The 12729-nt window shown below is 45.6% G+C and carries 11 protein-coding genes; 3 read left to right on the forward strand and 8 right to left on the reverse strand.

What is annotated here, in order from left to right:
• Window positions 1-64 precede the first annotated feature (64 nt).
• The 4 genes from EYR25_RS21510 to EYR25_RS16100 all read right to left on the reverse strand — a co-directional run bounded on the left by EYR25_RS21510 (window position 65) and on the right by EYR25_RS16100 (window position 2495).
• Window positions 65-187, reverse strand: a complete 123-nt coding sequence (locus EYR25_RS21510; RefSeq protein ID WP_011623018.1) for a hypothetical protein — start codon at window positions 185-187, stop codon at window positions 65-67.
• A gap of 156 nt (window positions 188-343) precedes the next feature.
• Window positions 344-1084, reverse strand: a complete 741-nt coding sequence (locus EYR25_RS16090; RefSeq protein WP_133181409.1) for an HvfC family RiPP maturation protein — start codon at window positions 1082-1084, stop codon at window positions 344-346.
• On the reverse strand, window positions 1084-1923 hold the full coding sequence (locus EYR25_RS16095) for an HvfB family MNIO-type RiPP peptide maturase (protein ID WP_133181411.1): 840 nt from the start codon (window positions 1921-1923) through the stop codon (window positions 1084-1086). Before EYR25_RS16095 ends, EYR25_RS16090 begins: the two co-directional genes overlap by 1 nt.
• A 143-nt stretch (window positions 1924-2066) precedes the next feature.
• Window positions 2067-2495 carry an HvfA family oxazolone/thioamide-modified RiPP metallophore gene (locus EYR25_RS16100; RefSeq protein ID WP_133181413.1) on the reverse strand — a complete coding sequence of 143 codons (429 nt, stop codon included), beginning with the start codon at window positions 2493-2495 and terminating at the stop codon, window positions 2067-2069.
• Window positions 2496-2754: 259 nt separating this feature from the next.
• Here EYR25_RS16100 and EYR25_RS16105 point away from each other — a divergent pair, with 259 nt between their 5' ends.
• Together EYR25_RS16105 and EYR25_RS16110 are read left to right on the forward strand one after the other, a co-directional pair.
• The gene (locus tag EYR25_RS16105; protein ID WP_133181415.1) at window positions 2755-3702 is read left to right on the forward strand and encodes a tRNA-dihydrouridine synthase; all 948 of its coding nucleotides are present in this window, start codon (window positions 2755-2757) and stop codon (window positions 3700-3702) included.
• 163 nt (window positions 3703-3865) lie between these two features.
• Complete coding sequence (locus EYR25_RS16110) at window positions 3866-4225, forward strand: TraR/DksA C4-type zinc finger protein (protein ID WP_133181417.1); 360 nt, start codon at window positions 3866-3868, stop codon at window positions 4223-4225.
• A 74-nt stretch (window positions 4226-4299) separates the two neighbouring features.
• Here EYR25_RS16110 and EYR25_RS16115 read toward each other — a convergent pair whose 3' ends face one another.
• The 4 genes from EYR25_RS16115 to EYR25_RS16130 form a co-directional block, all read right to left on the reverse strand.
• Window positions 4300-6948 (reverse strand): TonB-dependent receptor, encoded by a 2649-nt coding sequence (locus EYR25_RS16115; protein ID WP_133181419.1) that lies wholly within the window; start codon window positions 6946-6948, stop codon window positions 4300-4302.
• 436 nt (window positions 6949-7384) lie between these two features.
• Window positions 7385-9103: a bifunctional UDP-sugar hydrolase/5'-nucleotidase UshA gene (ushA, locus tag EYR25_RS16120; RefSeq protein WP_023265717.1), complete on the reverse strand. Its 1719-nt coding sequence runs from the start codon at window positions 9101-9103 to the stop codon at window positions 7385-7387.
• 363 nt (window positions 9104-9466) lie between these two features.
• Window positions 9467-10132, reverse strand: a complete 666-nt coding sequence (locus EYR25_RS16125) for an alpha/beta hydrolase (protein ID WP_133181421.1) — start codon at window positions 10130-10132, stop codon at window positions 9467-9469.
• Between the two features lie 52 nt (window positions 10133-10184).
• Window positions 10185-10412, reverse strand: coding sequence for a DUF3389 domain-containing protein (locus tag EYR25_RS16130; protein ID WP_039977262.1), 228 nt, complete (start codon window positions 10410-10412; stop codon window positions 10185-10187).
• Between the two features lie 388 nt (window positions 10413-10800).
• Here EYR25_RS16130 and EYR25_RS16135 point away from each other — a divergent pair, with 388 nt between their 5' ends.
• A complete protein-coding gene (locus EYR25_RS16135) occupies window positions 10801-12729 on the forward strand; it encodes a M1 family metallopeptidase (RefSeq protein WP_133181423.1) in 1929 nt (642 codons plus the stop codon).

Raw genomic sequence — 12729 nt, forward strand, 5'->3', positions numbered from 1 at the left:
ACATGAAAACAAAAGCCACTCAAAGAGTGGCCAGTAGTATACTCAATTTGAGATTAAAACCTGCTTAAATTAAGCCTAATTGCTTTAACCAAGTCAGGCTTGCTGGAAGCGTCGGCAACAGTAAGACTAAAATAAAACCAATAAAATACATAAAGTTAAATGGGTCTTTAAATGGCTGACTGCTCATTACAGCTCCTCAAATGTGTGCAAAGATAAGTGCGCAGGAATCATACAGTGATTAAGATCACAAAACGGGCGCCATTGTAGCGGTTTGTCAAATCAACAAAAACCCTTTTTATGTAAGGTTATTGCATTTATTTTGCTGATTTTAGCAACATACTACTTAAATCCCACGCACGATTCCTTTGACCGCGAGTTGCTCGAGTAACTCAATACAGCCTTGGGTTAAGATTTCCGGTTGCATGTGCGGATAAATCCCTTGCAGCCAGTTCAATATCTCATCGAGGCGACGCTGCCCTTGTTCTGCCAAATATCCCAGCACTTGCGCACTTAACGGCGTTAATTGCAAAAATCCCACCTCGCCCGCTTCATCCTGATAGAGGCAAAAAAACACTGGCTGCGGCAATGGCTCTTCTGGGCGATAATCTTGGCGGATCTGCTGCACCGGATACTGGTACTGGGCCACACTGGCCGTTGTTGCTAAACATAGATTAAGTTGCAGAATATCCTCTCTGGATAGCAAAACTTGCTCACTCGTTTGCTGCGCTGTTGCCACTCGCAGCTCGAGCCATTCATAGTGCGCCAACTCCAACATAAAGGGTGGATCACTTTCTGCTGGCGAATATTCAAATTGCAGAAACTGTAAAAACTCCCAAGCAATATCAATAAAAATTGGAGACTTACAATCGTGTTGGCTGAAAAAAGCCTGCACTAAGGCTTGCCACTGTGCATCGCTATAGAGACTTTTGAGCACGGGAAAGGCATTGGAGACAAAGCCCATCACATTATTAAAAAATAGCTCTCGGTAAACCTGCATCCGCTCGAGGGGCACACCGCTCGGCACTGGCTTTTGGGGATCACGAATATAATCGATAAAGGATTGCTGTACTTGCTTAAAATCCATCAGGCAATCCTCTTATCCAAACGATTTTTAGCCCGTGCTTGATAGGCATGGATTTGGTTAATCTCATCCAATAACTGCACCGTTTCAGGCAAATTAAAGTCACGCTCGAGCAGCGTCGGCAAGACGCCATGCTGGGCATAGCACTTATCCAACAGTGCCCAGACCGGATCGTTGATGTCGCTGCCATGGGTGTCGATCAGCAAGGTTTCTGACTGCTGGTAATGCCCTGCAATATGTAAATAGGCGATGCGCTCCGTTGGCATGGCCTTTAAATAAGCCTCGGCATCGTATTGATGATTTATCGAGTTCACATAGATATTATTCACATCTAACAGCAGCTTACAGTCGGCCTCTTCTAGCACTGCTGTCAAAAACGCCTGCTCACTCATCTGTGCGCTCGGCGCAGCATAAAAGGAAATATTCTCGAGGATCAAAGGCCGCTCTAAAATATCCTCCACCTGTTTGACCCGCGTCGCCACATGCTTAACGGCGTCATCGGTAAAGGGGATGGGCATCAAATCGTATAAATGACCAGCTCCTGAGCAATAACTTAAATGTTCTGAATAAACATCAATTTGGTGCAGATCCATAAACGCCTTCACTTGGCGGACAAACGCCAAATCTAAAGGGGCTGGACTGCCGATAGAGAGTGACAGACCATGACAGAAAAAAGTATGTTGCTCAGTAAGTTGCCTAAATTGCTTGCCGTATTTTCCACCGAGCGTCATCCAGTTTTCAGGGGCGACCTCTAAAAAATCAATAGCCGTTGGCAGCGCTTGGCAAAACTCACTGAGCATTTCACGCCGTAAGCCTAATCCAACCAATCCACTCTCTTGCATTGCTTTCACCTTTTACCTAGGGTGTGTTGACCTGTCGATATTACCTTTTCGTTCTGTCAAACTCATACTCGAATGCCGCTAAACAAAGGCCAGCAAAGGCTGGCCAAGTGTCAGAGCAAAAGCTTGATTGCTTCGACTCGCGTTTATTTCACTTCTTTTTTGACGGCGTCGGCCTTAGCTTCGACTTTTTCTGCGGTTTTCTTCATATCTGCACCGCATTTAGCTTCACCACATTTACCTTCGTGGGCTTTATCGGCTGCGGCTTTTTTCATATCGGCGCCACACTTAGCTTCACCGCATTTGCCTTCGTGGGCTTTATCTGCGGCCGCTTTCTTCATGTCGGCGCCACATTTGGCTTCACCGCATTTACCTTCTTTGGCTTTTTCGGCTGCGGCTTTTTTCATATCACCACATTTACCTTCGCCACATTTTCCTTCTGAACCGACGATTTGATAACCCGCTTCCATGGTTTCAAATCCGAATGGGTTGGTTTGCGCATTCACGGCGAATGCAGAACCGACCACGACTGTACCTAACGCTACTGCAACTGCTGTATGCTTAACTGACTTCATATGCTTCTTCCTTTTATTTGATGAATGGTGGCCAACAACAGTGTTGTAGCTGGCTTACTGCAAAAGACCCGCCCCATCTCGGTTTCATTTCAAAAAATATCACCAAATCACAGAAATAATCAAAATATGCTGATAGGAAGCAGAATTTAGTCGTAAAAATAACTCAAAACAGTCATCGCCCTTCCCTCGCAATGCTTTGTAACCACAGTCCAATAGGATAGAATGCACGCCCTTTGAAACTGGATATGGGTTTGTTGCAGTGCGCGTAATTTTGGCTCCGATGGAAGGCGTGGTTGACGACTTAATGCGAGATATTTTGTCTTCAATTAACCCCTACGATTTGCTTGTCACCGAATTTGTGCGCGTGGTTGACCAACTCTTACCAGAGAAAGTCTTTCTTAAACTCTGTCCCGAGCTGCTTAATGGTGGCTTTACCCCCTCAGGTACGCCCGTTCGTGTACAGCTTTTAGGGCAAGAACCCAACTGCATGGCCGAAAACGCTATGCGCGCGATTGAGCTAGGCTCCCACGGCGTCGATGCTAACTTTGGTTGCCCTGCCAAGATGGTCAATCGCAGTAATGGCGGCGCTGTACTGTTGCAGTACCCCAATACGATTCACGATATTGTGCGTGCGATGCGCCAAGCGGTGCCCGCCGAACATCCAGTGACGGCGAAAATTCGTTTAGGCTACGAAGACAAATCCCTGTTTATGGAGAATGCGCTAGCCGTGTATGAAGCGGGCGCGACTGAGCTGGCTATCCATGCCCGCAGCAAGGTCGATGGTTATAAACCACCCGCCTACTGGGAATACATCACCGAAGTGCGCGAGCGTTTGCCCATTCCAGTGATTGCTAATGGTGAGATTTGGAACAGCGATGATGCCAAGCGTTGTATGGCGGTGACAGGCTGCGACAGCATTATGATTGGCCGTGGCGCGATTTCGCTGCCCAATCTTGCCGATACCATTAAGACTGGCGCGGCGCCCTACAGCTGGGCAGATACATTGGGTTTGATGCTGAGCTACACCCAACGTGAACTGAGCGGTCGTAAGAGTGATTATTATCCGGCGCGAATTAAGCAATGGTTTAGTTACTTAAATCGCCAATACCCCGAGGCGGACACCCTGTTTAGGGAGCTGCGCATCTATAAAACCACTGAGGAAATTGTGCGGGTGCTGGAAGAGGCGCAGCTGCGTCTCGGCGAATAACTGTGGATAGCGCATAGGATAATCCCATGAGAAAGTGGTGAATTTTTAGGTAAACCACCACTTAATCCCCATAAATCGCACAGATACTTGATCTTTATCATAGTCGCTGATAGTGGAACTATTAGACTGAATGTCCAGAGTCAGATAAAACAGGCGATTTTACGTGAGCACCACCCATATCAGACAAGAATTGTCAGAGCTTGAAGCTAATCTAAGGAAGGAAATCGGCGCGCTCCCTCAGTTTATTGAAATACTTGGGGCACATCATGCCAGCCTCAGCTTAGGCGAATTGATTGACCTCCTAGCACAAAGTCACCTCGCTGAACATCCACTATTTTGCCGTTTAAACCGCCTCGATGCCGCCTTTTGTCAACTCGACTTAGGCTTATACGGCCTGTGCTCCGATTGCGAAACCGAAATCGAAGCCGAGCGCTTGACCCAAGATCCCACCGAGCAACGTTGCAGCAACTGCGCCGAGCATTATCTGCATGAGCATCGCCATGAGCTGCGTCTGAGTCATTAAGCAGCATCGATATATTCTACAAGCAAAAAAACCTCCGCAAGCGGAGGTTTGAGTTATCCAGGGAGAGGGATAACTTAAAACTTCTGATTAATTCTCAGATAATAAGTACGCCCCAACACATCATAGAGGCCAACGTTTACATCACGGTAATCGGCATAGGTGTAATAGTTTGGCGCATCGGCATCAAACAAATTATTCACCCCTACGGTAATTGAACCGTTATAAGCGTGCTGATAGGCAAACTGGATATTATGTTTAAAGTAATGAGAGTAATCGACGTAACGGTCTGTCTCTTCTAAAGTATTGTAGTAATCAGCAGATTGACTACCTATATACACCACAGTCCATGCTGCTGAAAAATCGTCATATTTCCAGCTAGTTGCCAAGTTTCCACGCCAATCGGGTGAATCGGTTGTACCGGCATAATCAATCATCTCTGCTTCAGCATTATCTTGCTTTTTAAAGTCAAGCACATGGGTCAGATCCAGCTTGAAGTTAAAGTCACCAATTGCAGTTTCGAGATTATAGGCGGTTACAAAATCGATACCTGAGGTTTCAACCGTCGCTAAGTTACGGACGCCTGCTTCAATATATTCGATTTTGCCATCTGCACCGCGATGAACATAGGGTGATGAGCCATTTTTGATTTCATCACGCAGAATATCGTCGACATCTACCGATTCAATCTTATTGTCATAGGTAATTGAAAAGTAGGATAACTCCACATTCCAATCATCAGTGACATTCCAGACACCACCTAACGTGAGTGAATTCCCCTCCTCAGCCTCGAGATTGGGATTACCGCCATACCAGGTTTTGTGCTGGTTATTGGTTGCACAGTAAATAGCATCAACATTACCTGGCTCGTTACACCACAGCGAATCGACTGCTTTTTCAAAACTTAAGGATTGCGAAGAGAACATCTCACTCATATTAGGTGCACGGAAGGAATCACCATAACTGGCCCGCAATAATAGACTGTCAACAGGTCGCCAGCTTAAACCAAACTTAGGAACCACGGCGTCGAAGGTCGAGGAGTTCACCACGGCCCCTTGTGCGCCAGTGAGCGAACCTTCCTGCTCGTAACGCTCATAGCGAACCGCGGCAGAAAACTCGACATTAGCCGGTAATCCAACTTGAAATTCTAAATAAGCTGCACTTCGATCACGGGTTGCATCAACATCATCGCCGCCAGAACCGCCCGAAATAATACCTGAGGCCGATTCAGGATCACTGGTTTGCTTAAACTTGATCATTTCATATTCAAGCCCACCCACCATAGCAACGGAGACATCGCCATTATCGACAAGCAGAGTTGACGCTAATCCATCAAGCTGAGTACTCTCAAATTTACCCTGATACACGCCTGTATGAGCCGCTTTGCGATACAACTCGGTCATTTGTTGATTCCATTGTGCGTAACTCATGCCCGAGGTATTGAAAATATCATACTGCTCAGAATCTATCGCTTGTTGAATGATTTCGTCATTAATTAAGTTGTAATTAAATGAATTTGTCGTCGAACGCGAATGCTGAGCATTTAATTCCCAATCAACACCATTACCTAAGTCAAACGTTCCGAGAAAACCGCCTAAAATATCGACATTATTGGTTTCCGTTAAGGTGTCGCGCTCACCAATTTGAGCTGAGCGCATATAAAGCGTCATGTCTTCGCCAATTGAATTATATTTGTTATCCGCACTCATCACGGGATAATTAGTTGACACTGGCGTTCCGGCATATCGAGTTTCAGTTTCAGCCAAAGAGGCAGATGCTCGGCCACGAAATTGAATGCCATCGGAGATCTCATAGGAAAAATTCGACAAAATTGAATTACGTGTTTGGTCACCAAATAATTTGGTCACATTGCCATGGTTATATAAACAGCGGCCAATATTATTACCATCGGTAGTGTCTACGGTATTTTCAGTTTGCTCACAGATTTCTGAATTACTATACCAACCGGATGCCGAACTACCATTAGGCACAGAACTAAAACCACTGTAGGCCGAATAACTCGGATCATCCATCTTCCAAATATCACGGTCCATTACCGCTTTGGTATCATAATATTCATAGGTTAACGTGATATTACCCTTATCTGTGTTATAACCCGTTGCAATCGATAAACGATTTGCATCACCACCATCAACACTCGGTTGTTCTGTGCTGTAATCAAGTTGCAAACCATCAAACTCTTTCTTCGTAATAATATTAATTACACCCGCAACCGCATCAGAACCATAGACAGCAGAAGCGCCATCACGCAGGATCTCAATACGTTCAACGATTGCCATTGGGATAGAAGATGTGTCGGCAACTGAACCAGAACTTGAACTAGTGCCAGGCATACGGCGGCCATCGAGCAGTACCAGTGTCGCCGATGAGCCTAAACCGCGAAGGTTAACATTGCTTGTTGAACTCGCCCCTGAACCATATCCCGAAATACCGCGCCATGAACCAAAACTATTAATAGCCGAATTATTTAATACATCAGCGACAGTTTTTTCGCCCGTCATAGCAATATCAGCGGCATTAATCACAGTCACAGGAGAAACCGTTTCCATATCGACCTGTTTAATACGTGAGCCTGTGACTTCAATACGCTCAACTTTAGTATTATCCTCTGCGGCTATCGTTATTCCTGAAAATAAAACACTAGCAGAACCCATAGTAATTAGACTAGCCCGCACAGCGTTAGCTGCTAACGTTAGGTGATGCATATATCTCTCCTTGAGGGTTAATTTATAAAACCCGACTTGTTGTTATTCTAGTTAAATTGCAAGTTTCCTTGACGTATCAATATTGTTAATTACAGCAAATTGCCGCAATCAAAAATAACAACAAAAGAACATATTGTTACATAGAGGACAAAACAACAGGAGGGAATATAAGAATTAAAACATAAGCAAACAATGGTTTAGATAAATAAAATACAACCATGTTATTAATTACGCAAATGATACAAATAACAGTCACCTGATAATTTTATGTTTACAAAAAATAAATAAAAACAAATCAGCAACAATAAGCAATAGATGTATCATCTTGCGAAATTGATTTTGGAATTAACCAATGCAGAGTAAAAATAGTGATGGATATAAATAATAATGCCACTCAGTTGAGTGGCATTATGGTATTAAATAACTTGCTCAAGAATTACAGCTTACAACCTTCAACACTGCTTGAGTTTTCGTAAACAATGTCGCCAACTGGGTTATAGTCAGCAGCTACGATTGCTTGCTTCTCTTTCAGGAATGAATACAGTAAGTCCGCATCCACGTAACCCGTTTGGATTGGGCTAGCCAGTTTTGGATAACCGTCGCCACCTGCAGCGTTAAAGCTAGGTACAGTGAATTTATAGCTAGCTGTCGCACTGAACTCTTTGCCATTGATTTCGCTGATATTAGCAGTCTTAGCTGCACAGTCGATGGTCATTTTCACGCCAGTGATCTGGGCATAACCACCCGAACCGATTTGGATACTGCCCACAGCGCCTAAGTAAGCCGCGACTTCAGTACCTGTCATTTCGTTCAGAGTGACCATGTTGCCGAAAGGTTGAACTGTCAGCACATCACGGTAAGTAATGTCACCCGCTTGGATAGAAGCACGCACACCACCTGAGTTCATCACACCAAAGTCGGCAGACACTTTACCGCTTTGTGCCATGGCTAACATGCGGCCTAAGTTGGTTTGCTTGTTACGTACGTTCGCACGTTCACCATCGAGCAGCGCATCAGTGGTTGCAATGACTTCGTCTAACTTAGCTTGGCCTTTCTCTTGGTAGTAAGACAACAGCTCTTTTAGCTCAGCATCTGGTTCAATCTTAGTGCCAGCCAGCTCAGTGGTTTTCTTACCAGCTTCGTCCAGTTTACGCATGTTCACTGGGATCAGCTTGTAGCTAGCTAAGTGCAATTCACCGTTGAAGTATTCGAAATCCGCACGGCCAACATACTTACCCCATTCGTGGGCTTGCATGATCCAAGTACCGTTTTGTTGATCTGGGGCGCAATCATCACCAGGTTTGAAGTTGGCATAAGACTTATTGTCGCTACCAGGTTCCATACACACTGGGTTTTGTGAGTGGCCGCCGATAACGACTTGCAGATCACCTTTATTTAACGCACGCGCCATCGCCACATCGCCTGGGGCGTTGCTACCGTTTTGAGCATCGGCATAGTGACCCATGTGAGTCGTTGCGAAGATAATATCAGCGGCTTTTGCGTCTTTAATTTCTTTAATAACTTTCGCCACTTCCACTTTAGGATCGGTGAAAATTAAATCACTAATAAATTCTGGGTTACCAATCTTGGCAGTGTCTTCTGTGGTTAAACCAATTACAGCCACTTTAAGACCGTTAATATCGAACACTTTGTAAGGCTCGAAATAACGCTCACCTTGACCACCCTCAGCGTTTTTACGATAAATGTTCGCCGCCAGCATTGGGAATTCGGCTAAACGACGCTGCATATCTAATACTGATAATGGATTGTCAAATTCATGGTTACCAACTGCCATTGCGTCGTAACCAATTTTGTTCATACCAGTAAAGTCAGGAATCGCATCCTGTAAATCAGATTCTGGGACACCAGTGTTGATATCACCACCAGACAATAATAATGTTTGACCGCCATTCTTACTGACTTCAGCACGAATTTGATCAATTAACGCTTTACGCGCTGCCATACCATATTCGCCATCACTGTTTTCCCAGAAACGACCATGGTTATCATTGGTGTGTAATACGGTAAAAGTTTTACAAGCACTGCCCGCTTCGGCACAGGTTGTAGGGACTTTATTATCATCATCACTATTACAACCTGCTAACGCTGCCAGCACAGCAGTTGCAATCAATCCTTTAATAAGCTTATTTGTCATTACATCAACCCCTTGATTTTAATTATTTTATCATAGAAAGATTGTGCGAGCACCATCAACTCTCGCGTCACGCATAATACCAAAGAATAAAGATGAATTGTGTCATTTTTATTAATAAACGTGACTTTAATGTGGGATATTTGGCGACTTTTAAGACAGATTTGTTTCAAATAAAAAATAAGCTAAATGGCTGATTTTGACATTTTCTTTTTATAAGTTAATTGTACTAAAAATAAAAATTTAATTCGTTATTTTTAAGCAAGTTAGCACCACCGCACCTGGCTGCCAATTGTTCTAAATAAAAAACACCAGCGGATTAAAAATCTCTTACCGCATGGTGTTTTTATAGGCATTTAGAATTTTCTACATTTCAAAACACTGTAGTAACCAAGTGCTAATCGCTTTTAATTGCACAGGAATGACAGAATGTGGCATCGGATACGTTTGCCATTGTACCGAATATCCACCCGCCTCTAGCGCATTCTTCGCTAATAAACCTGCGGATAATGGCACCACATCATCCTGTTCACCGTGCTGATGTAAAATAGGTGTTGTCGCATTGGCGGCACTTAATTGGCTGGGTAATACATCACCCGTCGGTAAATAACAGGAAAGTGCCATAATGCCAGCGAGTTTTTGAGGATAACGTAATCCCGTAAACAGGCTCATCACTCCGCCTTGGCTAAAACCAGCTAAAACGATGCGCTCGCTCGGAATACCAGCCGCGATTTGTTCATCAATCAAGGCTTGCACACTCAGCTCCGAGGCCATCACGCCCTGCATATCGGCTCTATCGTGCAAATCCATGCTTTTGATGTCATACCAAGCGCGCATAATGTAACCACCGTTGATGGTCACCGCTTGCTCTGGCGCATGGGGGAAGATAAAGCGAATACTGTGTCCCGCAGGCAATCCTAACGCTGGAACCACAGGTGCAAACCCTGCGCCCGAGTCCCCTAAACCATGTAACCAAATCACCGCCGCCGTCGCCTCAACTTGAGGCTCAATCACAATACGTTCAAGTGTCATAGTGACAAATCCCTTATAAATCAAAAGTTATTATTCTCGTCCCGCGAGCGCTTTACAGATAATCAATGCCGAGGAGGGCTTGCAATGCGTCGAGCTGATTTGTGTTATCTAATTTAATACTCCAACGCACGCCGCCGCCATTGGCGATGATCATCGGCGGCTCCAGCCTAAGGCTGATGTCTTCGGCCGCGGCTTGAAGCACCACATTGGCCATGTTCAGCCGGATCTGCACTTCAAATTCAGTGGCAATCAACTTACCCTGAGAAAATTCCACTAGCATAGCAATTCCGTTCTCGTGATAGTCACTGTCAAAACGCGCCATGATAGCAAAGTTATTTCGCCAAGGATGAACTTTTAAACTCGCATTAGGGTTGATGACAGAACACCATAGGTTGAGCAAGCTTAGGTTTATCCATCACCATCAAATCCATACAGCTGCAGTATTAGAGTGCGCTTACATCAAATCCTTATCCGCTCGGCATAGACTCTTAGCCAAGCCATTTAGCAATGGTAATCCCACAGTCTAGATAAAGTTTAATTACATTTTAGTGTCAGCTAAAGTGCCCCAAAGCAGAGCAGTTCGAGTAAAATCCCGCATCTGCGATGCAAGCCCGCTCACGGCTAGTACGCTTTACGCCATAACAAGAATCACAACACTGGGTGGTTATATGTTTTTATCCCGTCGTCCCCTCATTAGCAGCGCACTCTTGATGCTGCTGCCATTAGTACAATATGCCAATGCGGCCAATGCCTTACCGAATACCAGCCTAGCCAGCGTCACCGCCAGCCAAATGCACTCTGTCACCGATGAGCTGACCTTTGCCAATTACCAGCAAGTGAGCATTCATCACATCGCATTGGCATTAAACGTAGATTTTGCGCAGCAGCAACTCTCGGGGGACGCGATTCTCGAACTGGATTGGCATCAGGCCGGAAAAGTACTAGTGCTCGATACACGTGACCTTACGATTAACAGTGTCAGCATGTTAAATGCAAACGGCCAATGGCAATCCGTGCCCTTTAGTTTAGGTGCAGCCGATAAGGTCAAAGGCGCAGCGCTCACCATCAATCTGCCTCAAGAGCGAGTCGCTAAAGTCAAAGTTAATTATCATACCTCCAAGAATCCATCAGGCATTCAATGGCTGACTCCAGAGCAAACCCAAGGTAAGCAATGGCCATTTATGTTTAGCCAAAGCCAAGCCATCCATGCCAGAAGCTGGATCCCGCTGCAAGATACGCCCGCAGTGCGCCAAACCTACAGCGCCACTGTCACAGCCAAGCAAGGCATTAATGTCGTGATGAGTGCCGATAGAGAGAGCGTGTCTGCGACGCAAACCCAATTCACTATGCCGCAAGCGATTCCAGCCTACTTGATTGCGATTGCCGCAGGACATCTGCAATTTGCCGCCTTAGACGACACCTCAGGCATTTGGGCCGAGCCAGAAATGCTTGCTAAGGCCAGCAAAGAATTTGCCGATACGCCAGAGATGATTGCCATCGCCGCCAAACGCTACGGCGATTACCGTTGGGGTCGATACGATTTACTGATCCTTCCGCCAAGTTTCCCCTTCGGCGGGATGGAAAATCCGCGATTATCCTTTATTACCCCCACAGTCATCGCGGGAGATAAAAGCCTAGTGAGTTTAATCGCCCACGAGCTGGCCCATTCTTGGTCGGGCAATTTAGTCACTAACGCCACTTGGCGCGATCTCTGGCTCAACGAAGGTTTTACCACCTATGTGGAAAACCGCATTATGGAAGATCTCTATGGCAGCGACCGCGCCCTAATGGAGCAAACCATTGGTTACTCAGAGCTGTTGGCCGAATTAGCCGAGTTACCCGCCAGCGATTCAGTGCTGCATATTGACTTAGGCGATCGCGATCCCGACGATGCCTTTAGCGGCGTCCCCTATGTGAAAGGACAATTATTTTTGCGCTTCCTCGAGCATAAATTTGGCCGCGAACGGTTCGACACCTTTGTGAAAAGCTACTTCGATCACTTTGCGTTTCAAAGTATTACCACGGAGCAGTTTCGTAGTTACCTCACGCAGCAGTTATTGCAAAAATATCCCAATATCGTCAGTGAATCTGAAGTGGATACTTGGGTTGAGGGGCAAGGCTTACCCAGCTTTTTAGTGCCGCCGAACTCACACGCCTTCGATGATATCGATGCTCAGCGCCAAGCGTGGTTAGAGGGCAAACGTGATGCCCGCGCCCTAAACACTCAGGGCTGGACTGTGCATCAATGGCTACGCTTTATTAATGAAATGCCAAGGCTAAATCTCACAGAGCAGCAATTAGCCGAGTTAGATAAGGCCTTTCATTTTACTGGCACCCACAATAATGAAATCGCCTTTGCCTGGTATGCCCTCGCCCTCGATAACAGTTATTACAGTGTCCTACCTGCACTGAAACAACATTTAACCGAGATTGGCCGGCGCAGGCTGATTGTGCCTTTGTATCAAAAACTCGCGAGCAGCGAGTACTATGATTGGGCAAAAACCGTTTATTTGGCGGCCCGCAGTGGTTATCACCCACAGACCCAAGCGAGTCTCGATATGATGTTTAGTGATCAACCGCTGGAGCATACCCATTAA

The organism is Shewanella decolorationis, from assembly GCF_004354305.1.
In the GTDB taxonomy this organism is placed as follows: domain Bacteria; phylum Pseudomonadota; class Gammaproteobacteria; order Enterobacterales; family Shewanellaceae; genus Shewanella; species Shewanella decolorationis.

What these genes read in the sequence shown, in the direction of transcription:
- ushA (WP_023265717.1), bottom strand. Translation starts at nt 9,103, where the DNA reads ATGACAAATAAGCTTATTAAAGGATTGATTGCAACTGCTGTGCTGGCA.
- EYR25_RS21510 (WP_011623018.1), bottom strand. Translation starts at nt 187, where the DNA reads ATGAGCAGTCAGCCATTTAAAGACCCATTTAACTTTATGTATTTTATT.
- EYR25_RS16130 (WP_039977262.1), bottom strand. Translation starts at nt 10,412, where the DNA reads ATGCTAGTGGAATTTTCTCAGGGTAAGTTGATTGCCACTGAATTTGAA.
- EYR25_RS16115 (WP_133181419.1), bottom strand. Translation starts at nt 6,948, where the DNA reads ATGCATCACCTAACGTTAGCAGCTAACGCTGTGCGGGCTAGTCTAATT.
- EYR25_RS16125 (WP_133181421.1), bottom strand. Translation starts at nt 10,132, where the DNA reads ATGACACTTGAACGTATTGTGATTGAGCCTCAAGTTGAGGCGACGGCG.
- EYR25_RS16135 (WP_133181423.1), top strand. Translation starts at nt 10,801, where the DNA reads ATGTTTTTATCCCGTCGTCCCCTCATTAGCAGCGCACTCTTGATGCTG.
- EYR25_RS16095 (WP_133181411.1), bottom strand. Translation starts at nt 1,923, where the DNA reads ATGCAAGAGAGTGGATTGGTTGGATTAGGCTTACGGCGTGAAATGCTC.
- EYR25_RS16100 (WP_133181413.1), bottom strand. Translation starts at nt 2,495, where the DNA reads ATGAAGTCAGTTAAGCATACAGCAGTTGCAGTAGCGTTAGGTACAGTC.
- EYR25_RS16090 (WP_133181409.1), bottom strand. Translation starts at nt 1,084, where the DNA reads ATGGATTTTAAGCAAGTACAGCAATCCTTTATCGATTATATTCGTGAT.